At 28.0% G+C, this 21,789-nt stretch carries 21 protein-coding genes, 1 riboswitch and 1 other annotated feature; of the genes, 4 read left to right on the plus strand and 17 right to left on the minus strand.

Going from position 1 to position 21,789, the window contains the following annotated elements:
- Positions 1–143: 143 nt before the first annotated feature.
- Positions 144–380 (plus strand): hypothetical protein, encoded by a 237-nt coding sequence (locus ACZJV1_RS12960; RefSeq protein WP_463650401.1) that lies wholly within the window; start codon positions 144–146, stop codon positions 378–380.
- 86 nt (positions 381–466) lie between these two features.
- On the opposite strand, the gene ACZJV1_RS12965 is transcribed toward ACZJV1_RS12960, so the two are convergent.
- The 9 genes from ACZJV1_RS12965 to ACZJV1_RS13005 all read right to left on the minus strand — a co-directional run bounded on the left by ACZJV1_RS12965 (position 467) and on the right by ACZJV1_RS13005 (position 11,678).
- The gene (locus ACZJV1_RS12965; protein WP_463650402.1) at positions 467–1,816 is read right to left on the minus strand and encodes a uracil-xanthine permease family protein; all 1,350 of its coding nucleotides are present in this window, start codon (positions 1,814–1,816) and stop codon (positions 467–469) included.
- A 112-nt stretch (positions 1,817–1,928) separates the two neighbouring features.
- Positions 1,929–2,030, minus strand: a riboswitch (purine riboswitch).
- A 146-nt stretch (positions 2,031–2,176) separates the two neighbouring features.
- Complete coding sequence (locus tag ACZJV1_RS12970; RefSeq protein WP_460288433.1) at positions 2,177–2,923, minus strand: YoaK family protein; 747 nt, start codon at positions 2,921–2,923, stop codon at positions 2,177–2,179.
- A 91-nt stretch (positions 2,924–3,014) separates the two neighbouring features.
- Positions 3,015–4,385 (minus strand): MATE family efflux transporter, encoded by a 1,371-nt coding sequence (locus ACZJV1_RS12975; RefSeq protein WP_460288268.1) that lies wholly within the window; start codon positions 4,383–4,385, stop codon positions 3,015–3,017.
- 226 nt (positions 4,386–4,611) lie between these two features.
- Positions 4,612–6,324 (minus strand): methyl-accepting chemotaxis protein, encoded by a 1,713-nt coding sequence (locus ACZJV1_RS12980; protein WP_463650403.1) that lies wholly within the window; start codon positions 6,322–6,324, stop codon positions 4,612–4,614.
- 286 nt (positions 6,325–6,610) lie between these two features.
- On the minus strand, positions 6,611–8,035 hold the full coding sequence (locus ACZJV1_RS12985; protein ID WP_460288270.1) for a 6-phospho-beta-glucosidase: 1,425 nt from the start codon (positions 8,033–8,035) through the stop codon (positions 6,611–6,613).
- 483 nt (positions 8,036–8,518) lie between these two features.
- Entirely contained in the window at positions 8,519–9,247 is a 729-nt protein-coding gene (locus tag ACZJV1_RS12990; protein WP_463650404.1) for an ATP-binding cassette domain-containing protein, read from the minus strand.
- A gap of 17 nt (positions 9,248–9,264) precedes the next feature.
- Entirely contained in the window at positions 9,265–10,170 is a 906-nt protein-coding gene (locus ACZJV1_RS12995) for a glycine betaine ABC transporter substrate-binding protein (protein WP_460288272.1), read from the minus strand.
- Positions 10,170–10,811 carry an ABC transporter permease gene (locus ACZJV1_RS13000; RefSeq protein WP_460288274.1) on the minus strand — a complete coding sequence of 214 codons (642 nt, stop codon included), beginning with the start codon at positions 10,809–10,811 and terminating at the stop codon, positions 10,170–10,172. The genes ACZJV1_RS12995 and ACZJV1_RS13000 overlap by 1 nt, the downstream gene beginning before the upstream one ends.
- 165 nt (positions 10,812–10,976) lie before the next feature.
- On the minus strand, positions 10,977–11,678 hold the full coding sequence (locus tag ACZJV1_RS13005; protein WP_460288275.1) for a DNA alkylation repair protein: 702 nt from the start codon (positions 11,676–11,678) through the stop codon (positions 10,977–10,979).
- 161 nt (positions 11,679–11,839) lie between these two features.
- Here ACZJV1_RS13005 and dusA point away from each other — a divergent pair, with 161 nt between their 5' ends.
- Complete coding sequence (gene dusA / locus ACZJV1_RS13010) at positions 11,840–12,886, plus strand: tRNA dihydrouridine(20/20a) synthase DusA (protein WP_460288276.1); 1,047 nt, start codon at positions 11,840–11,842, stop codon at positions 12,884–12,886.
- 54 nt (positions 12,887–12,940) lie between these two features.
- Here dusA and ACZJV1_RS13015 read toward each other — a convergent pair whose 3' ends face one another.
- Positions 12,941–13,276, minus strand: a complete 336-nt coding sequence (locus ACZJV1_RS13015; protein ID WP_460288278.1) for a winged helix-turn-helix transcriptional regulator — start codon at positions 13,274–13,276, stop codon at positions 12,941–12,943.
- A gap of 126 nt (positions 13,277–13,402) precedes the next feature.
- Between ACZJV1_RS13015 and ACZJV1_RS13020 the strand changes: the two genes are divergently transcribed.
- Entirely contained in the window at positions 13,403–13,915 is a 513-nt protein-coding gene (locus tag ACZJV1_RS13020) for a flavin reductase family protein (RefSeq protein ID WP_463650405.1), read from the plus strand.
- Positions 13,916–14,026: 111 nt separating this feature from the next.
- Here the strand turns inward: ACZJV1_RS13020 and ACZJV1_RS13025 are convergent, their stop codons facing one another.
- On the minus strand, positions 14,027–14,632 hold the full coding sequence (locus ACZJV1_RS13025; RefSeq protein WP_460288280.1) for a YczE/YyaS/YitT family protein: 606 nt from the start codon (positions 14,630–14,632) through the stop codon (positions 14,027–14,029).
- Positions 14,633–14,725: 93 nt separating this feature from the next.
- A complete protein-coding gene (locus tag ACZJV1_RS13030; protein WP_463650406.1) occupies positions 14,726–15,916 on the minus strand; it encodes a phosphopentomutase in 1,191 nt (396 codons plus the stop codon).
- Between the two features lie 361 nt (positions 15,917–16,277).
- Here ACZJV1_RS13030 and ACZJV1_RS13035 point away from each other — a divergent pair, with 361 nt between their 5' ends.
- Positions 16,278–17,012 carry a GntR family transcriptional regulator gene (locus ACZJV1_RS13035; protein ID WP_463650407.1) on the plus strand — a complete coding sequence of 245 codons (735 nt, stop codon included), beginning with the start codon at positions 16,278–16,280 and terminating at the stop codon, positions 17,010–17,012.
- Positions 17,013–17,078: 66 nt separating this feature from the next.
- Here ACZJV1_RS13035 and ACZJV1_RS13040 read toward each other — a convergent pair whose 3' ends face one another.
- The 5 genes from ACZJV1_RS13040 to ACZJV1_RS13060 form a co-directional block, all read right to left on the minus strand.
- On the minus strand, positions 17,079–17,690 hold the full coding sequence (locus tag ACZJV1_RS13040) for a cyclase family protein (RefSeq protein ID WP_463650408.1): 612 nt from the start codon (positions 17,688–17,690) through the stop codon (positions 17,079–17,081).
- A 245-nt stretch (positions 17,691–17,935) separates the two neighbouring features.
- Positions 17,936–18,388 (minus strand): GNAT family N-acetyltransferase, encoded by a 453-nt coding sequence (locus tag ACZJV1_RS13045; protein WP_411170712.1) that lies wholly within the window; start codon positions 18,386–18,388, stop codon positions 17,936–17,938.
- A gap of 460 nt (positions 18,389–18,848) precedes the next feature.
- Positions 18,849–19,079: a small acid-soluble spore protein Tlp gene (tlp, locus tag ACZJV1_RS13050; protein ID WP_460288285.1), complete on the minus strand. Its 231-nt coding sequence runs from the start codon at positions 19,077–19,079 to the stop codon at positions 18,849–18,851.
- A 238-nt stretch (positions 19,080–19,317) separates the two neighbouring features.
- A complete protein-coding gene (brnQ, locus tag ACZJV1_RS13055; RefSeq protein ID WP_463650409.1) occupies positions 19,318–20,664 on the minus strand; it encodes a branched-chain amino acid transport system II carrier protein in 1,347 nt (448 codons plus the stop codon).
- Between the two features lie 110 nt (positions 20,665–20,774).
- Positions 20,775–21,033, minus strand: a binding site (T-box leader).
- 119 nt (positions 21,034–21,152) lie between these two features.
- Positions 21,153–21,494 (minus strand): zinc ribbon domain-containing protein YjdM, encoded by a 342-nt coding sequence (locus ACZJV1_RS13060; protein WP_460288288.1) that lies wholly within the window; start codon positions 21,492–21,494, stop codon positions 21,153–21,155.
- Positions 21,495–21,789 lie beyond the last annotated feature (295 nt).

Consider the following 21,789-nt stretch of genomic DNA (forward strand, 5'->3'; position numbering starts at 1 on the left):
ATAATATTTAAAAAACTAAAATACTCTTTTAAATATACCATAACATCATAGGTTTTTTGCCTTTTTATGGTATATAATTAAAGTATAGTTAATGAGCAATCATATTATATTTGAGAAGATTATTCTATTAGGAGGCGGTTTAATTGAGAAAGGTTAGTAGGATATTAATGTCAATTATCGTTATCATATTGGCAGTTTTAGGTTTATTTAATATTATAAATTCTAAAATTACAATACCAATTATATTGATAATATTAGGTATCTTGAATATATCAAATGGATACTCCTCATATATTAATGATAAAAAAGTAGAATCTATTTTATTAATTTCAAGTGGATTATTCATAGTATTTGTTTCTATATATACAACATTTTTTTAGGAATCTCTAAGTATAGTTTTCTTAAATTACGAAATAAAAACCCCAACAAATCAAGTTGTTGGAGTTTTTATTGTTATGCTTATATATTATGCTGCCCCTACATCATTTTCATTCATTGCTTCTAAATCTTCTTTATCTTCTCTTAAAACTACATTTAGAACTAATGCTGTTATTGTTCCTGTTGATATACCTGATGCAAAAATCATTTTTAATGCCTCTGGTAATTGTGAAATAAATTCTGGTCTAAATGTTACTCCAAGTCCTAAGCCAATTGATGTAGCTATTATTAAAAGATTACGTTCATTTATTTTAACTTTACTTAATGTTTTAATTCCTGCTGCTGCAACTGTTCCAAACATAACTATTCCAACTCCACCTAAAACAGGTTGAGGAATGCCATTTACTATTGCTGCGAGCTTAGGTAGGAATCCTAAAATAACTAATATAATACCTGCCATTACAGCTACATAACGACTAGCTACTTTAGTTAATGGTATTAGCCCAACGTTTTGACTAAAGGTTGTATTTGGTAATGTACCTACAACTCCACCTATCATACTTCCAATCCCATCAGATAATACGCCTGCTCCAATGCGTTTTTCATTCATATCTACTTCTGAAACTTCCCCAATTGCCTTTAAACATCCTACGGTTTCTATTGCTGTTACAAAATATGCTGGAATAAATGCAATAAGTGCTTTTAAATCAAAACTTACACCATATTCAAATATCTTAGGTATTGAAATCCAGCTTGCTTCCTTAACTGCTGTAAAGTCTACTAATCCTAAAGGAATACATACAATATATCCAACTAACATTCCTATAAGTATAGATGCACTACTAAGCATACCTTTCCCATAACGGTTTAATAATAATGTTCCAATAAGTACAAGCATTGAAATTGATATATTTTTTATGCTACCATAATCTGATGCTCCAACTCCTCCTGCAGCCCAATCAATTGATACTGGTAATAATGTTAATCCGATTAAACATACCACTGTACCAGTGACTAATGGTGGAAATAATTTCATTAATGGTCTTATAAAATAGCTAAGAATTACCTCAAAGATAGCTCCTAGAATTGTAGCTCCTATTATTCCTGGAAGTCCTAATACTGATCCAACTGTAATAGACGGTGAAACAAATGTAAAATCTGTTCCCATTATACAAGCTACTTTAGATCCTACTGGTCCTACTCCTCTAGCTTGTATTATAGTTGCAAGACCTGCTGCAAGTATTGATGCGCTTATTAAAGCTGTTCCTGTTTTAGCATCAAAGCCTAAAGCACTAGATATAACTAGTGGAACAACTATTATCCCACCAAAAGCAGCAAATATATGTTGAATTCCAAATAATATCTTTTCTAATATTGATGGATTATCATCAACTCCATATACTAAGTTAATTTCATCTGTTGTTTTTACTTTATCCATAACCTTATCCTCCATTTTTAAGTAATAAAAAACACCTCGCAATCGAGGTGTTGTCCTTAAAAACAGAAGTAAGCCTATAAATTTATATAAAAATTTATTTATACTAATATCCTTTTTAAATACACTACCTCGTAGTCTGCCTATTTACGGTTAGCAGGTAGAAACTTTCGGTCCATATTACCGACGATATACGAGTTTATTCATAATTTATATTGGTATTATACACAAACATTAATATTATTTCAACTTTTAATTGTTTGTAGTAGCATATATATTTTTTAAAAATATATAGTTTAGAAATTCAATTAAAATAATAACGTAGATAAAATTTCAATGAAAAAAGGTATTATTTCGCATAAATTAGTGCGAAATAATACCTTTTTCCATAAATCTATATTCATCTATACTAAATAAAATATTTGATACTATTAATATTAAAGAACAAATCCATATTGACTTTACTCCTAGCCTTGTAGTTAAAATCCCACCTAAGGATGCACCAAATAAAAATGAAAATATTACTATTATATATCTAAAAGACCTTGAAGATGCACTTTTATCTTTTTTAATTATAGCTAGATAAGCTGATTGAGAAGCAACTCTTAAATTTCCTGTACACATAGTTGTGCTATAAGGAGAATCTACTAGCCTTCTAAATGATGATATTTGTACTGATGAAACAAATGCTATTGTAGTTGTTACAAATATATGTGGTATAGTAGTTGGTATAAATCCAACTATAAAAAGTACAACTGCTTCAATAATTAAAATAAACTTTTCGGCCTTTGTAGATTCCTCATAATTATTTATAGATCTTTCTCTTATTATTTCAGTCACTAAAACTCCAGCTACAAATGCTAAAATTGGCAGTGCTGCCATGAATACATCTTTATAGTTTCTCTTAGTAATTGCAAGTGCAACTAGTACTATATTCCCAGTCTCAGCATTTGCAAATACTCCACCTCTACATATAAATGTGTACGCATCTAAAAATCCACCTACTGCTGCAAGAAGTATTCCTAATCTTAATGATTCAGATGTTTTTTTATGAATTGGTATTCTTCTTCTTATTTTATATATGATATTTTTAGTAATAACTTCTTTTATATGCAATTAAAAGCCCCCTTTAGTACTATTACTATTTGCTACAATAAAATTATAACTCTTATAATTTTTAAATGAACAATATTTTTAATTACTATGCTCCAACTATATTTTTAACCCATTTCTTTTGTTTATATCTTCTAAAACCTAAAATAAATTTATAAATTTCTTCTAATGTTATCATTGCATAAACATAATATATAGGTAGTCCTAAAATTATTCCCCCTAAAAAAGCAAGTGGTATTCCAACACACCATACTCCTGTAATGTCTAAAAGAAGTGATGCCTTTGTATCTCCGCCACTTCTAAGTACGCCTACAATGTTAACTAAATTAAACATTCTAAATGGCAAGTAGCATATAAATACATTTAAACACTTAGTTATATTAGAAGCTACATTATCTGGAACAGAGAATAATCTAATTAAAGGAGTTCTTATCATAAAACATACAATCCCCATAAATAAAGTTAATATCATTTGCAATACAAAAAAGTTTTTAGCATGTTTTTCTGCTTCTTTTAGTTTATTAGCTCCAAGTTCATTACCTAAAATAACTGCAGTAGCAGTGCTTAAGCCTTGGAATATAACAATACATATTTGTTCAACATTTTGAGTTATTGTTATTGAAGCAACTGCTTCATCTCCCATTCTTCCATAAACTAATGAATACATAGTAACTCCAAGACCCCACATAAACTCATTAGCTATAACAGGTGATACAGTAACAAAATACTTCTTGATAAATTCCTTATCAAAATTAACAAGTTCCTTTAATTTGGCAGCTGCTGGTCCTTTGCTTATATACACAATTGATAATATTGATATACATTCAACTAATCTAGCAATAACTGTAGCAATGGCTGCACCTTCTACTCCAAGCTTTGGTGCTCCAAAATTACCAAATATAAGTGCATAATTTAATATAACATTAACACCAATAGAAATTATACTTATAAAAACAGGCGCCTTAACTTTATTAGTTGCTCTTAAAAGCGATATATAACAATTTGTAATTGCAGTTAAAGGATAACTTAAAGCTACTATAGCTAAATAAGCTGCTCCAACCTTTATTGTGCTTTCACTTGGAGTAAAAATCCTCATAACAGCTTTAGGTATAAATAATCCTGCTAACATAAAAATAATTGCTCCTAAAAGCCCTATGATAAGAGATATCCCTAAAACTCTTCTAATATTTTTTATATCCTTTTTTCCCCAATACTGAGCAGTCAATATTGAAGATCCGCTAACAATACCAAATAACAATAAAGTAAAAACAAAAAACACTTTGTTTGCAAGACCAACTGCTGCTATAGTACTTTGACCTAAAGTTCCAATCATCATTGTATCTACAAGATTTAAAGTTGTATTAAGAAGAGCTTGCACAGCTATTGGAATTCCAATAGCTATGGTCTTCCTTAAAAACTTTTTATCATTAAATAAATCATTTAAATATGTCATTACCATTTAATCCATCCTCCCGCCAATAATTTATTTTTTCATTATAAAAAGCGTACCCTTAGGTACACTTTTATAAAGATTAAATACATTTATATTCTTAGCATAGATTGTATATTAAAAATTTAAATATACAATCTATGCTTATTAAAATCATAAAAATCTATTTATCAATTCTTCATATTAAATCTATATTATATAATTATATCACACTTTAATTCACATATAATATAATTTAAACCTTGAATTTTAAAATCATTTCATTAAGATCCTGTGCAAGCTCTGCTTGTCCTTGAGCTACATTCGCAACTTGCTCCATTGCCTTAGTTGACTCATTTACACTTCCATATATTCCATCTAAATTTTCTGATGATTTTTGTGACATCTCTGCCATGTTTTGAACTGCTTCACTAACTTGATTTATTGTTGCTGAAATTTCTTCAGTCATTGAAGCTAATTCTTCAGATATATTGCTTACAAAGTTTCCATCATTCTCATATTCTTCTCCAATTTCTACGAAAGTTTCAAATTGTGGACTAATATTTTCATTCATAAATCTTAATAACTTATTACTATTTTCTGATAAGTTATTAAAAGCTTCATGTACCTTGTCTATAGTAGCCTTAACATTTTTTACAGCGACAGAGGATTGTTCTGCTAGTACTCTTACTTCGTCTGCAACCACCGCAAAGCCTTTTCCTTGTTCTCCTGCTCTTGCTGCCTCTATAGCTGCATTAAGTGCAAGTAAATTTGTTTGCCCTGCTATATTTTCAATGGAATCTGCCATAATTTTAATATCATTAACAACTTTTCCTTGTTCTATATTCTTTAGAACATCTTTTTCTATTTCAATGTAAATTTCGTTTGTATTTTCTTTTGCAATTTTACTATCCTTCTTAACTTTAGTGGCTCTATTTTTTATTTCAATTGCATTATTACTTCCATCAACTGATTTACTTGATAATATAGAAACACTTGAATCGACTTCTTGTACTGATGCAGATATCTCCTCTGCAGTAGCACTACTTTCCTGTGCTGCTGAATTAATTTCCTTCGTTAAGTCATTTATAATTTCAAGCTTTGAAGTCATCTCTTCAACTGTTGCTGATAATTCTTCACTTGAAGCACTCATATCTTGAGAGCTATTCATTATTCCTTTTATCATTAAGCTAATATTTTCTTGTGCTTTATTTAAACTTTGTCCTATTTCGCCAAATTCATCATTATTTTCTATTACCATAGGAGTTGATAAATCATAATTAGATAGCCTATTAGATAATTCTTTTATAATATTTAAAGATTTTTTTATTGTTTTTTGAATTGTAATTCCCAATATACTTGATATTATAATTAAGAAGATAAGAATAACTACAATTAATTTAATTGCGCTATAAAAAGTAGAAGTACTATCATTTATAGATTCTAATGCCCACTCGTCGTTTAATTTAAGTAATTTATCTAATTCGCTTCTCATATCATTTCTTGTATTTATGACATCAGATACCTTACCTGCAGCTTCATCATTTTTTTTATTTTTAGCTAATTCTATGTAATCTAATCTAACTTCTCTATACACATTTAACTTTTCCTGAAATTGATTAAAAATTTCCCTTTCAGTATCGTCATCAATAGTAGTTTCATAAATATCAATTTGATCATTAACTTCTTTTGATAATTTGTCATTTTCTTCAGATAATTTTTTTATTTCATTTTCATCTTTAGAACTTATTATTAATTCAGTGTTCTTAAAAATATTTAATTGATCTTTATCTATTTTACTAATTGAATTCATCGCCTTAATGGTATTATAGTATAAATACTGAGCTGATTTATTAATTTCATTCATGTTTCTTATACCTATAATTCCAATAGTTACTGTTGAAAAAATAGTAACTAAAAAATAAATTACTAATCGTGTAGATAATTTTAGGTTTTTATAAAATTTCATTGGTTTTCCTCCTAATTCTTTAAATCATTTGTTTGTATCTATTATTTAATATCGATATTATAATTGTAAAGTTTAAAAACTTCTACTTAATTGTGATAAATATGTAAAATAGATAAACTAACTAATAAATTTTAAAAATAGTAGTAAATTTACTACTATTTTTTTTGAAATTTAATTATTATACTCCTCTACTTTCCAGATCGTAATGGGCTATATCAAAATAAATTTGATATAGCCCATTATTATATCTATTATCTACATTAGTTTTTTAACCTTATTCTAATAACTAAAGCTCTTCTCCATTTGAATCAATAACTTTTTTGTACCAATCAAAGCTCTTTTTCTTACTTCTCTTTAAGCTTCCATTCCCATCATTATCTCTATCTACATAAATAAATCCATAACGTTTCTTCATTTCCCCAGTTCCTGCACTTACTAAGTCAATGCATCCCCAAGTTGTGTATCCAAGTAAGTCAACTCCATCAAGCTCAACTGCATCTTTCATAGCTTTTATATGCTCTCTTAAATAAGCAATTCTATAGTCATCTTCAACATATCCATTTTCGTCTGGTATATCTACTGCACCAAGTCCATTTTCTACAATGAATAATGGTTTTTGATATCTATCATATAATGAATTTAAAGTTATTCTAAGTCCAAGTGGATCAATTTGCCATCCCCATTCACTTTCCTCTAAATTAGGATTTTTAAGTGAAGCAAATATATTTCCTGCTGTTAACTTGTTAACCTCAGGATCTGAGCTTGCACATCTTGAAGAATAGTAAGAAAATGATATGAAATCTACAGTATATTTCTTTAATATTTCTGCATCTTCATCTTCCATCTTAATATTAATACCTTTTCTCTCTAATTCCCTTAAAGCATATGATGGATAAGCTCCTCTTGATTGAACATCTATAAAGAAATAGTTTTCTCTATTTTTATTCATCGCTTCAAAAACATCACCTGGTTTACAAGTATATGCATATGTGTCTCCAGCAGCTAACATACAACCAACCATATTGTTTGGATCAACTTCATGAGCAATCTTTGTAGCTAAAGCACTTGCAACTAATTCATGATGAGCTGCTTGATACTTAACTTCCTCTTTATTTTCCCCTTCTTCAAAGCATATACCAGCTCCCATAAATGGTGCATGAAGTATCATATTAATTTCATTAAATGTTAGCCAATACTTAACAAGTCCTTTATATCTATTGAAAATAACTTTGCAAAGACGTTCATAGAATTCTATCATCTTTCTATTTCTCCATGCACCATACTTTTCAACTAAGTTCATTGGACAGTCAAAATGGGTAATTGTAACTAACGGCTCAATACCATACTTATGACACTCTTTAAATAAATCTTCATAGAACTTAAGACCTTCTTCATTTGGAGTTTCATCATCTCCATTTGGGAAAATCCTGCTCCAAGCAATTGAACATCTATAAGTTTTAAATCCCATTTCTCCAAGTAATCTTATATCTTCTTTATAGTTATGATACATATCTATAGCTTCTTTTGCTGGATAGAAATGCTCATCATCAAAATCAAACATCTTCATCTCTCCAGCTATAATAGGAAATCTATCTTTGCCTATTGGTACTAAGTCAACATTTGCAAGACCTCTTCCCCCTTGATTATATCCGCCTTCACATTGGTTTGCAGCAGTAGCTCCACCCCATAAAAAATCTTCTCTAAATCCCATTTTTCATCTTCCTTTCTTATTTGTAATAACTCGTTATTACATTTTTATAATCTTTTAATTAATAACTGTTAATAATCCACTATTTTGCTTAACTTATTTTTTCTGTTTCTATAAAATCAAGATACTCTGAACTATTTGTAATTATGGCGGGATTATATGAAAATACTAATGTATTTTTAAAAACTCTTATTAATAAAAAAGACCCATTTACATGCAAAATAGTCCCAACCTAAAAGTTGATTATTTTACATGTAAATAGGTCTAGCTTGTAAGTAAACAATCACCATCCAATTTACTATAGCTTTATTATAGGATACTATCTTATTATTGTCAACGCTTTCACCTTTAGATTTAAGGGCTGTTAATTTTTAATATTTCTAAAGGAATTTTCCTGGATGTATTTGTATCAATACTTTTATTCTACTATTCTACTACAAAAATACTACAGATTATAAGACTCTATAGTACTTTTATAGTATTTACCTAAGCTCCAATCAAATCTCTTACAAATTGTGTCTTAGGACTATTTCTTATCTTATCAGGAGTTCCCATTTGAATTATTTCTCCATCATCCATAACTATTACCTTAGTTCCAAGCTTTAAAGCCTCTTTGATATCATGAGTTACAAACACAATTGTCATATTAAATTCTTTATGAATTTTTAATATTTCTTCTTGAAGAGATTTTCTTGTAATTTCATCTACTGCACCAAAGGGTTCATCCATAAGAAGTATATCTGGGTATGCAGCTAAAGCTCTTGCTATACCTATCCTTTGCCTTTGTCCCCCTGAAAGTTCACCAGGGTATCTTTTTAATATTTTCTCTTCCATTCCAACTGTTTTTATTAATTTCTTTACTCTTTCCTCTATTTCAATTTTATTAGTTTTAGTTAAATTTAATACATAGCTTATATTTTTAGCTATATTCATATGTGGAAATAAACCAACTCCTTGAATAACATACCCAATGTTTCTTCTTAAATTTATTTGATCTAAATTTGAGATATTTTTCCCATCAATATAAACTTCTCCTTTATTTGGGAAAATCAATCCATTAATTAATTTTAAAACAGTAGTTTTTCCACATCCTGAAGTTCCTATAATAGTTATAAATTCTCCCTTTTGTATTTGTAAATTGAAATTATCTAATATTATATTTTCTCCATAACTTTTAGAAACACCTTTAAACTCAATCATTATATCTTTTACCATAGCTAATCCCTCTTGTTTTATTTTAATAATCCCTTACTTGTTAAAAATTCCTTTGCTACTTCTCTTTCATCTTTTTTATTTGTTTCTACCTCATAATTCAGCTTTGCCATTTCACTATCATTTATAATATTGTCCATCTTCATTAAAACTTCTTCAAGTTCTTTATATTTCTCTAACGTATCATTACGTACTACAGTTCCACAATAATATGTTTGATAAAAATTCTTATCATCTTTAAGCACTACTACATCTGAATTAGATAATTGACCATCTGTAGTAAAAACATTCATCACGTCTATATCTTTTGAGTTTATAGCTTTATATTTTAAACCTATGTCCATATCTGATGCAGATTTAAATTTTAAATCATAGGCTCTACACAGTGCATTATAACCATCGTCTCTTTCATAAAAATCATATTCCGCTCCAAAATTTAATTCAGGTGCATGATCTTTTAAATCTGAATATGTTTTTATATTATATTTTTCAGCGATATCCTTTCTAATAACAAGGCCATAGGTATTATTAAACCCATATAATCCAACCCATTTTAACTTATATTCATTGTCATATTTTTCAGATAATTCCTTATACAAAGTTTCATCATCTGGTATTCCCTCCTCTTTTAGTACAAAACTCCATCCTGTTCCTGTATATTCTGGATATAAATCAAAATCACCTTTAAGTAATGCTGGATGAATATTACTTGTTCCACCTCCAACACCCTTAGTTATTTCTACTTTCAAATCTGTATTTTCTTCAATAAGCAAAGATATCATTTCACCTAATATTAATTGCTCTGTCATTGGCTTTGTTGCGATTTTAATAGTTCCATTCCCTTTAGATTTAGAGCACCCAGCAAGACTTACTAGAATTATGGATATAACTATAAATGAAACTTTTTTCAAATATCTTTTAGCCATTATTCTAACCTCCATTTTCTTTTAATTATTTTTTCAATAGTCCCTATTATAAAATCTATAAATAAGGCTAAAACTGCAATAAGTAAGCTTCCTGCAATAGTCATAGTTGAGTTATTTGTTGTTATCCCCCTATAAATTGCAACTCCAAGGCCTCCTGCTCCAATAAAGGATGATATTCCTCCTAATGCAATAGTCATTACAACCATATTTCTAAATCCAGACAACACTACTGGAGTAGCCAGTGGCAGTTTAACTTTATAAAGTATTTGAATCTTAGTGCTTCCCATACCTTTAGCTGATTCTATAATTGATGAATCTATATTATTTATTCCTGTATAAGTATTTCTCACCATTGGAAGTAATGCATATACTGAAAGTGCTATTATAGCTGTGGTGTTTCCTATTCCTGAAAATGGTATTAAAAATCCAAGAAATGATATAGATGGTATTGTATAAACAAAATTAGTTATTGCTATTACAAAAGATGATGTTTTTTTATACTCACTTATAAATACTCCAAGAGCTAGTCCCACTGTTGCTGCTATGATAATTGAAATGCCTGAAATCTTTAGATGCTCTAAAGTAAGCTTTAAAAAGAAATCACTTCTTTCAATATACAACTTAACTAATTCTTCAATCATAAATTTCCTCCATTTATTTAGTAAAATTTTTTATAATCATTATATTTTTATTATCATTAGAAACTTTCCTCTCATTTTTATATGATAAAAATATAAAATATATTACTAATTAAGTTAGTATACAGAAAAAGGACCTACAGTTTTAGTAGACCCTTTTAAATTACATTAACATATACATCTTTTTCTCTTTTTTCCCACTCTACCCATATTTATTATTTTTTCTATACTATCCTTGGCAATAGGTACTTTACAGCTAGTTTTTCCCATATCTACTTCAACTTTTCCTATATTAATAGCAACTTCTAGTGCCTTAGTATTCAATTCTGTTATATAAGCTCCGGCACTAATTACAAATCCATTCATAATGTATTTAACTCTATTTCTCTGCTTATGAATATTTTTAGATATACATTCTAGAAGTTCCTCTATTTCAGTTAAATTAATTTCATTACTAATTGATATATAATTACTGTATGTACTCCATCCGCAGGTAGCTATCATCTCATTCTCTGAGTTTATCCACTCTTTTGCAAGCTCTACTGCAAATTTGCTTTCCGCTGCAACCCTAGCCACTGTATACTCTGAAGTAGCATAACAATTTGATTTTTTAACCCAATCTTCTAATAGGTCCTTAGTAGTATTCTTTGGATTTATAGACAATCCAGCTAAATACATAGCATCATAATTTCCTGTATTATAAAGCTCCTTAACTAAATCATCATCATTTTTTATATATTTAACTAACTTTTTCATGTCTGTTATTTTAACACCAAATAAAGGCTCACAAATTCCATGATTCATCAATGTTTTTTTAGTTTGATCTGTTCCAAGCTCTTTAAGTTTTTCCATTACCTCATTTAATTTCATATGTTTTCTCCTATAAAATAGTTTTTACTACTATCATCTTAATTTATATTATTATCTTATATTTTATCACATTTTACTTTTATTACATTGCTATTTTATTAATTCTATATGCTATAATAATAAAAACTATAGTAGTTAACTTATAAGAAAGGAAACAAATGATGGAAAAATATATTTCAAATATAAAAACTCCTAAGATAAGTATTGCTCCAATGGTAGATAAATCCCATAGGCATTTTAGATATTTTTCTAGACTTCTAACTAAAGATGCCCTACTTTATACAGAAATGGCTACAGCACAATCAATAATAAAAGGCGATAGAGATAAGATTCTTTACTTTAGAAAAGAAGAAGGTCCTGTTGCTCTTCAAATAGCAGCTTCTAATCCTAAAGATGCTTATAAGGCAGTTAAATTAGCTGATGATTATAATTATAGTGAGATTAACTTAAATTGTGGTTGCCCATCAGATAGAGTTTCAGGTAACTTAATGGGGGCTGCTCTAATGTCATCTAAAGAGTTAGTTTATGAAATACTTTCTGCAATGAAAGAAGCAACAAATAAGCCTATTACTATAAAACATAGAATAGGAATAGATGGAACAGGTGTAATAGATGATCCTAAGTCTAAAATAATAATGGATGGATATGAAGATTTATTAGAATTTTTAGATACCGTATCTAAAGCAAAACCTGATAGATACACTATTCATGCACGTTCTGCTATATTAAAAGGACTAAGTCCAAAGGATAATAGAGAAATACCACCTCTTGACTATAATATGGTCTATAAACTAAAAAAAGAATTTGATTATCTGAATATAGAAATCAATGGTGGCTTTAAAACTTTAAATTCAATTAAAGGAGCTCTAGAAAAAGTAGATGGAGTAATGATAGGAAGAGCCTCTTATGAAGATTGTTACCTTTTAGCTAACTTCCATAAACTTTATGAAGATAATCAAAACATAAAAACTATTTCAAGAGGAGAAATTATTAAAGCTTATACTCCATATATTTTAGAAGAACTTGAAAAAGGTAGTAGTGTCCATGCTTTAATTGCTCCACTTCAAAGTTTATTTCAAGGTCAAAAAGGAAGTAAAAAATATAAGCAGCTATTATCCTCTTCTAATGTAAAAAAAGAAAATATAGCAGAAATACTTAATAATATTCTTGAAATAATGCCTCAATCAATTTTATGGGAAAATAATTAAAGTATCTTAATTAGATGAGAGTAGATTTTATATCATACTCTCTTTTTTATTTATTTAATTTAAAGATCTACTTTTGAAATTTTCTCCTCCCCAATGGCACATTTCATTTAGAATTGGCATAAGAGACCATCCTCTTTCTGATAAGAAGTATTCTACTTTAGGAGGAATTTGACTATACTCTTTACGTATTATTATATTATCATTTTCAAGTTCCTTTAATTGACTACTTAGCATCTTATGAGTAATACCCTTAATGGACTTCTTTAGCTCTCCGTATCTCATAACTTCACATTTAGATAACCAAAACATTATAACCATTTTCCATTTGCCACCAATTATAGATAATGTATATTCAAAAGGTTCTGTGTTAACTTCTATTTTTTTATCCATTTCATTACTCTCCTTTTGGTAAGTATCTTACTTTAAAGTGCATACTATTTTTTTTACTATATCTATATAATAATGTATATAGACAATATTTTCAAAATAAAATAAATCACTAAGGGGGAACATATTATGAATACTATTAAAGAAATTAGACCTGAAGATTTAAATGAAAGTGCATTTCAATTAATAGGTAATGACTGGATGCTTATTACAGCTGAAAAGGAAGGTAAAGTTAATACGATGACTGCTTCCTGGGGTAGTTTTGGCATTATGTGGGGGAAAAACGTTGTTTCTATAGTTCTAAGACCTCAACGCTTTACTAAAGAGTTTATAGATGCTTCTTCTAGATTTTCACTTACATTCTTTGATAATAGCTTTAGAAAAGATCTAAACTACTTAGGAACTGTATCTGGACGAGATGAAGATAAGCTTTCTAAAACTAATTTAACAGTAAGCTACTTAGAGGACACGCCTTACTTTGAAGAAGCTAAACTGACTATTATATGTAAGAAGTTATATGCTCAAAATCTTGAACCTGAGTGTTTTATAGAAAAAGAACTAGATAAAAAATGGTATCCTCAAAAAGACTATCATACTCTTTATATAGCTGAAGTTGAAAAAATATTTATAAAAGAAGAGTAGATAAAAAACAAACTATTACTATAAAAGTTTAATATAGTAATAGTTTGTTTTTATATAAAATGTGTTTAATATCTATCAGATTTATCTCTAAAAATATTATTTTTACTAAAATTAATATTCATTTATTAATCTTAATTTTTGTATTCTTCCAAGCGATTTCATAGTTTCTTGAATTATATATCCCATTATCATTAAAGCTATTATTGGTCCAATACTAAGCTTAGCCCCTAATAGAATTCCTATAACTAAAAATGATAAATCAAACATATATCTTACATATACTAATTTAATATTAAACTTATTAACTAAAGCTAAAACTAAAGCCTCATAAGGTCCTCTTCCAAAATTAGCATAAGTATATACTCCTAGTCCCACCCCTAAACAAATTAAACCAATTAAAAGTAATGCTATATTAACAGCCATATTATTACTTCTAAACCCATGAGCAATAAAGTAATCAGTTGATACTCCAACTATAAAAGGATTTACTATTGTACCGATATTTATTTGACTACGATCCATTACTAATACAATAGCTAACATAATAGCTGAGGTCAACATTGATGCTTGACCTAAAGTTATATTCAACACCTGTGATATTCCAGTCCATAATAAGGTAATTGGATCTACCCCTAAACCTGAATTTACTGCAATTGATACACCAAGACTTACTAATATAGAACCTAAAACAACCATTAACAATTTAAATCCCTTCATAGGTATACTCTCCTTTGATTTATCTTTTGTAAAATTGATTTAAAAGCATTATTTAGGTAACGAATGAAACTAATCTATTTAATTTTATTTAATCTAATTTAATTTTTGTAAAACGGATTCTCCAATAGTATTTTGTGGCATTTTCACTTCAAAATTTTCTGCTATTGTAGCTCCTATTGAAGCAAAACTATTACATACATCTAATACTCCATTACCTTTCATTGAAGGTGAGTAAGCTAAAAATGGTACGTATTCTCTTGTATGATCTGTTCCAGTATATGTTGGATCATTTCCGTGATCTGCAGTAATAATTAATAAATCATCTTCTCTAAGCTTGTTTAATAAATTGTCTAACTTAACATCAAAATTTTCTAACTCTTTAGCATAACCTTGTGGGTTTCTTCTGTGTCCCCATAATGAATCAAAATCAACTAAATTTACAAAGCATAATCCTTCAAAGTCTTTATCCATAATTTCTAATGTTTGCTCCATACCATGTACTGAGCTTTTTGACTTATGTGATTCTGTTATTCCTTCACCATCAAAAATATCATTAATTTTTCCTACAGAAATAACATCATACTTATTATCTTTTAATACATTTAATACTGTTTTTCCAAATGGCTTTAATGCATAATCATGTCTGTTGCTAGTTCTTTTAAATTCTCCCTTTTTCTCTCCAACATATGGTCTTGCAATTACTCTACCAACCTTCCATTCATCCTTTAAGGTTATTTCTCTTGCAATTTCACAACATCTATATAATTCATCTAATCCAAAAGTTTCTTCATGTCCACATATTTGTAATACTGAGTCTGCTGAAGTATATACAATCATATCTCCAGTTTTCATTTGATGTTCTCCAAACTCGTCTAAAATCTCTGTACCACTAGCACTTTTATTTCCAACTATATTGTGACCTGTTCTTTTAGTTAATTCATCTAATAATTCTTGAGGGAATCCTGTATCAGTAAATGTTTGAAATGGCTTTGTAATATGCAGCCCAACCATCTCCCAATGGCCTGTCATAGTATCTTTACCTGTACTTGCTTCCTTCATTTTCATTTGATATCCTAATGGTTTTTCTTGTTTTTTCAAATGCTTTACCGGACGTAAATTTGCAATTCCTAATTTTTCAAGGTTAGGAATTTTAAAAGATTCTACTGATTCTGCAATATGTCCAATAGTATCAACATTTACATCTCCATACTCCTTTGCGTCCTCCATTTCTCCAACACCTAATGAGTCTATTACAACTGTAAAAATTCTTTTATATTTTTTCATGTTATTACTCCTTTCAAATGTGACTTCATTTAATAATATAAGTTAATAATATTATTTTATATTAGTATTTGTTTTAATTAAATTAATTAATCTGAAACTTTTAATTAACTAAATTATACCATACTAGAATATATAATACACCACCAAACTTGTCTATTAACTTGTCTATTTTCTATATATTTATAATACTATATCCTACACATTCCGGTCAACGTTTTCATATTGAAATTTCTTGTGATTTTATTGAAATTTCTTGCGGTTTTATTAGATAAATTTGATAAATTATTCTATAATTATATTATAATAAATATCAATTAAACTTGTATTAAACTTGTTTATTTATATAGAAAGAGGTTACATTATGAATAAAATCAATATTATTGAAAAATCAAAAAAATTAAGATATGTTGAAGTCTATAATAAATTATTTAAGATGATAAATGAGGGAACCTTTCCTGATAATTGTAGACTACCTTCTGAGCCTGATTTAGCAAAAGATTTAGGGGTCAGTAGAACAACCCTACGTCAAGCATTATCATTATTACAAGATGATGGGTTAATAAAAAATATCCGTGGAAAAGGAAATTTTATTATTAAAAATCAAAAAAATGAAAGTGTTGGACTTGAGAAAGTAGGACATATTGTATACAAATCTTTAGAAGATAAAATAGATTATGTAGAAATGGATTTTCATATAGAGCCTCCATCTGATTATTTTATAAAGGTTTTAGGTAGAAAGCCTGTTGCAGCAGTAAATATTGATAGATGGTATATGTCTAATGGAAACGCTCTTGCATACACCTATACAGTTATACCTATTGAGACTATCTCTGCCTTTAACATAGATTTAAATAATAATGATGAGTTTCTTAAATTTATAGAAAATGATATTTATACTCAATGTAGCCATAGCTCTATAGATATTAAATTTTCATCCTCAGGTAAGTTTGCAACTAAAAAATATTCTATTTCATCTGAAAAGCAATATTATTTAATTGAAGAATCTATATATAAAAATAGTGAACATCCAATTGCTTTTAATAAGCATTATTTACCTTTATTAAATACATCAATTAAAATTCATACATCAAAATAAATCTATACAATAATTAATGAACTATCATTACAAAACAAAGCAATGTAATGATAGTTTATTTTTTGTCTAAAAATCGACTAATATTCTAGCTGGTAATCCATCAATTCCTTCTATTTTCATCGGTAAACAATACACTTTAAATCCTTCTTCTGGTATTTTATCAAGATTAGCTAAATTTTCTATAGTATAAGACTTATGCTTGCCTAAGTATACATCTATTAATCCGTGATTTCTTCCTCTTCCTAATCCTAAAGCATCTATTCCTATCATATTTACTTTTTTATCTACTAAGTATTCTATTACCTCCATAGATATTTCAGTATGATTATTATATTTATCTTCATCTTCAAAATACTTATCATAGTTAGTTTGAAAAAATACATATACTCCTTCTTTCACACGAGAAAGATCTAGATCTGTTAATTTAATTTCTCTATCTGTTATACTAGAAACATCAAATTTTATCCCTTCTGATATTAACCTTTCATTTTCAATAAAAACATCTACTCCCATTACATCTATATGAGTTCCCATATTATGTGTATCACATGAAAATGATATTGTTTTATACTCACTACCACTTTTTGAATATCTTTTAACAGTTTCGACCTTTAAAGGTTCTGATCCGTCTCTATAAACTCTTCCTATTTTTGTTGTTTGTGTAATATCAACTATCATATATACCTCTCCTTTTGTTAATTATTACAAAATAAATATTAATAAAAAATCATTATTTTCATTATTATCTTAATTTTATCATAAAAATAAAGTCAAGAATATTCATGTTATATTCTTGACTTTATAATAACTATCTTTGTAATACTGAAAATTTAGCATCATTTATAAATATGCTATTTATTAAATCATCATCTACTAATTTTAAAGTTCCTTAGAAATATTCTAAGGAACTAAAAACATATATATTAAAAGCATTTTGCCATTTTTATTATTCTTTCACCTAAAAGTACTTTATCAAATACTTTATCATAATCTAGCTTTTCATAGAATTTACTTACATTTTCATTTTTAGCTAGTAACGATATTCCATCATAATCTTCTTTTTTAGCAACTTGTTCTGCATATTTCATTAGCATTTTTCCTATTCCAAGGCCTCTTGCTTTTTCATCTGTAGCTATGTTTGAAATATATAGATTTCCTCTTCTGCACTCTCTAAATAGCATGTATTTTATTCTAGTAACTATATAATAGAACTTTTCGCTAAAACCTTCCATTTTCTTAAGTTGCTTAAAGTCAGTTTTTATACTTAATCTATCTAGTTCATCATAAGGTATTAGTATCATAGCACCTAATATTTTTTCATCCACTTCAGCCACTGTTATATACTCTGTGCTATATCTTGAACCTTTTGTTTTTATTAAAGTTTTTAAGTTATCTAAACTTTCCTGTTTAGATTCTCCCCCTCAAACATAATCAGGATGAACTTCTGTGCAATAAATAAGATTAGCTATTGCATCAACGTCTTGATATGTTCCTTTTCTAATTTTTATATTATTCTTTTCCATATTTATTACCTCCCATACAGAAATTTTATTAACTGTATGCTTTTATTATATAGAAATAATATATTTTTTTCATTGCTATTTATACTGTATTAATAGTACTAATGTGCTTAAGTTAGTTTTGCTATACATTTATAAAACGTATAAAGATACTGTAAAAGCTGTACCTATATAACTAAAGCTTAAAATCTTATATCTTACAAGAAGTTCTAAGTTAATATAAATTTTTAAGGAACCTTTATGGTACAGCTTTTACTACTATAACTATTATCTAATAATCTGATGAATAATGCTATTTTTAAGAATTTTTATTTAATTATAAACCTTCTTTAACCTCATTAGCTATTGCTTCATCTTTAATTTCCTTACGAAGACCTTTTAGAGATTTTTCTCTTCTTTCATTTCTTTCTTCTAAATTTTCTCTAGTTTTAGGATCATCTGTTTTTTCAATCATTTCATTAGCTAACTCAATATTTCTTATTGTATTGCTAATATTATGTTGAATTCTATCTACATTATCTCTTCTATCATCTGGGTTGTGCTTCATTTTAATTCCTCCTTACATAATTAAATTTCATTAATATTTTGTTCAATGTCCATCTATTTATTCGCAGTTAGTCTACTAAAACTTTTAGCAAATATTTAATTATTTATATACTTTTACTTAATTAAGAAATTTAAAAGAGCCCTAAAAGGCTCTTAAATTTTTTATAATTTTCTACAAAACGAAAAATCTCCTTAGATATATTTATTCTATAGCTAAAGAGATTCTTCTATAATATATATTAAATACTTCTTTCCTCACTTAAAACTTTGTTTCTCTTAAAAGCATCTTGTACAAGCTTAATAGTTAGTCCTAACCCCATTCCTATTAATGCTGGAACAAACCATGCTAAACCTTCACTATAAAAAGGTAGTTCACTAACAAGTCCTGTAAAAAAACTTAATTTTATCCCAACTTGTCCTAATGCATCAATTACACTTACAGTTCCAGTAAATAATATAGTTAGTCCATAAACTGTATGACTTTCTTTAAAGACAACATCTAACATTGAAAGTACTATAAGCATTATTGATATTGGATAAATAGCATTTAATACAGGTACTGATACAATAAGAATTTTTGTTAATCCCATATTAGCAAGAAGCATACTAGAAATAGTCAATATTCTAACCCAATTTTTATATGATATTTTATTACTTAATGTTGCAAAATATTGACTACATGAAGTTATAAGTCCAACACAAGTTGTTAAACACGCTAAAGTAAATATGAGAGCTAATAATAAAGCACCTGGCTTTCCAAATATATAGGTTGTAACATTGGTTAAAGTTTGTGCCCCATTTTCAGCCATTGCGAATCTACCTCCACTAGCTGCCCCTAAATGTGCTAGTAAAGCATATATAACTGCCAATAAAATCCCCGCAATTACTCCTGCCTTTATTGATGAAGATACTACTAATTTTTCATCAGTAACTCCTTTTGATTTTATTGCTAATGCAATAACTATACCAAAATTTAAAGCTGCTATTGTATCCATAGTTAAATATCCATCTAAAAACCCTTTAATGAAGGAAGATGTAGCATATTCTCCTGTAGCAGCTCCATAACCTCCTAAAGGCTTAAAGAAAGAACCAACTACCATAACTAAAATTAAAAGTAGCAAAGCAGGAGTTAATACCTTTCCCATACGATCTACTAATTTATTTGGTGATAAAGAAAGCCAATATGCCACTATAAAAAATACTAATGTATATAGTAATAAAGCTAAAGTATTTGATATACTACTTGGTAAATATGGTGCTACCGCCATTTCAAAGGGTAAGCTTCCTGCTCTTGGAATTCCTAAGCAAGGTCCTATTGATAAATATATTAGTATAGTAAATATAGTTGCAAATACAGGATTTACTCTTTTTGCTAAGTTAGTTAAACCTCCTGATTTAGCAACGGCAACTACTCCAAGCACTGGAAAGCCTACTGCTGTTATAAAAAATGAGCTCATAACTATCCATGTTTTTTCACCTGCTGCTTGACCTACAAATGGAGGGAATATTAAGTTTCCAGCCCCAAAAAATAAAGAAAAAAGCATAAGTCCTATGAGTAATAAATCTTTTCTTGATAAATTTTTCATATTAAATTTCCTCCTAATTAATAGTTTACTTTCATTTTTTAATTAATAATCTCACCTTCGATATCCATATAAAGCCCCCTTTTAAAAATAAAAAAACCGTCCCTTGAAAAACAAGGGACGGAATTATCCGCGTTACCACCCTAATTCTATAAATTAAACTTATATAAATAAGTCCTTTATAGCTCTTAGTTACGTATCTATCAATACGCTTATCTTTTAACGGTGAAAGACTCCGGCAATACTTACTAAAAATTCAGCACTGCTTCTCAGAGATGATATTCAGTTAAATCTTGAACATTGGCTTTCAGCAAAACACCAACTCTCTGTTGAACAAAATAATAACCTACTTTTTCTCTTCATAGAATTTATTTTAATTTCCATTTATTTCTTAATATACTATACCTGTTTATATTTCATGTCAATACTTTTATTAATAAAATTTTAACATTTATTTTTAGATATTTTATTGAATTAGTTAATTACATCTTTTATATCTTCTTAACAAACTCTGATTTTAGTTTCATAGCACCAAAACCATCAATTTTACAGTCAATATTATGATCTCCATCAACTAAACGTATATTTTTTACTTTTGTACCTTGTTTTAATGGTGCTGAGCTTCCTTTTACTTTAAGATCTTTAATTATTGTTACAGAATCTCCATCATTTAAAATATTTCCATTTGAATCTTTTACAATATTTTCATCTTCACTATTTTCATTTCCTGAATCTAAAGTCCACTCATAAGCGCATTCTGGACAAATTAAAAGGCTTCCATCTTCATAAGTGTATTCTGAACTACATTTTGGACAATTTGGTAAATCAGCCATAATTTCATTTCCTCCATTCATTGTTAATAATTCTAATTATAAGAATTACTTTAAATTTTTTTTGCACTTTTATAATAATACAATTAATAGCTTAAAATTTGCAAAAAAATATATAAGGAATTCCTTATATGGTTATATACTATCATAGTCCCTTTATATTGACAAATACTCTACTAATAGTACCAATTATAATTTATTACACTTATTTTTATCAGAATAACTACAGCTACAACTACATTTATTCTCTTTCAAATACTATTGGAATCAAAAAAGACTGTAGGAATAAGTTCTTCCT

The sequence above is a fragment of the Clostridium sp. LS3 genome (assembly GCF_055330225.1).

Coding starts and splice junctions, on each gene's coding strand:
- tlp (WP_460288285.1), bottom strand. CDS start 19,079: ATGAAGCACAACCCAGATGATAGAAGAGATAATGTAGATAGAATTCAA.
- dusA (WP_460288276.1), top strand. CDS start 11,840: ATGGAAAAATATATTTCAAATATAAAAACTCCTAAGATAAGTATTGCT.
- ACZJV1_RS13060 (WP_460288288.1), bottom strand. CDS start 21,494: ATGGCTGATTTACCAAATTGTCCAAAATGTAGTTCAGAATACACTTAT.
- ACZJV1_RS13030 (WP_463650406.1), bottom strand. CDS start 15,916: ATGAAAAAATATAAAAGAATTTTTACAGTTGTAATAGACTCATTAGGT.
- ACZJV1_RS13025 (WP_460288280.1), bottom strand. CDS start 14,632: ATGAAGGGATTTAAATTGTTAATGGTTGTTTTAGGTTCTATATTAGTA.
- ACZJV1_RS12975 (WP_460288268.1), bottom strand. CDS start 4,385: ATGGTAATGACATATTTAAATGATTTATTTAATGATAAAAAGTTTTTA.
- ACZJV1_RS12985 (WP_460288270.1), bottom strand. CDS start 8,035: ATGGGATTTAGAGAAGATTTTTTATGGGGTGGAGCTACTGCTGCAAAC.
- ACZJV1_RS13000 (WP_460288274.1), bottom strand. CDS start 10,811: ATGATTGAAGAATTAGTTAAGTTGTATATTGAAAGAAGTGATTTCTTT.
- ACZJV1_RS13020 (WP_463650405.1), top strand. CDS start 13,403: ATGAATACTATTAAAGAAATTAGACCTGAAGATTTAAATGAAAGTGCA.
- ACZJV1_RS13040 (WP_463650408.1), bottom strand. CDS start 17,690: ATGATAGTTGATATTACACAAACAACAAAAATAGGAAGAGTTTATAGA.
- ACZJV1_RS12995 (WP_460288272.1), bottom strand. CDS start 10,170: ATGGCTAAAAGATATTTGAAAAAAGTTTCATTTATAGTTATATCCATA.
- ACZJV1_RS13005 (WP_460288275.1), bottom strand. CDS start 11,678: ATGAAATTAAATGAGGTAATGGAAAAACTTAAAGAGCTTGGAACAGAT.
- ACZJV1_RS13035 (WP_463650407.1), top strand. CDS start 16,278: ATGAATAAAATCAATATTATTGAAAAATCAAAAAAATTAAGATATGTT.
- ACZJV1_RS12980 (WP_463650403.1), bottom strand. CDS start 6,324: ATGAAATTTTATAAAAACCTAAAATTATCTACACGATTAGTAATTTAT.
- ACZJV1_RS12990 (WP_463650404.1), bottom strand. CDS start 9,247: ATGGTAAAAGATATAATGATTGAGTTTAAAGGTGTTTCTAAAAGTTAT.
- ACZJV1_RS12965 (WP_463650402.1), bottom strand. CDS start 1,816: ATGGATAAAGTAAAAACAACAGATGAAATTAACTTAGTATATGGAGTT.
- ACZJV1_RS13015 (WP_460288278.1), bottom strand. CDS start 13,276: ATGGATAAAAAAATAGAAGTTAACACAGAACCTTTTGAATATACATTA.
- brnQ (WP_463650409.1), bottom strand. CDS start 20,664: ATGAAAAATTTATCAAGAAAAGATTTATTACTCATAGGACTTATGCTT.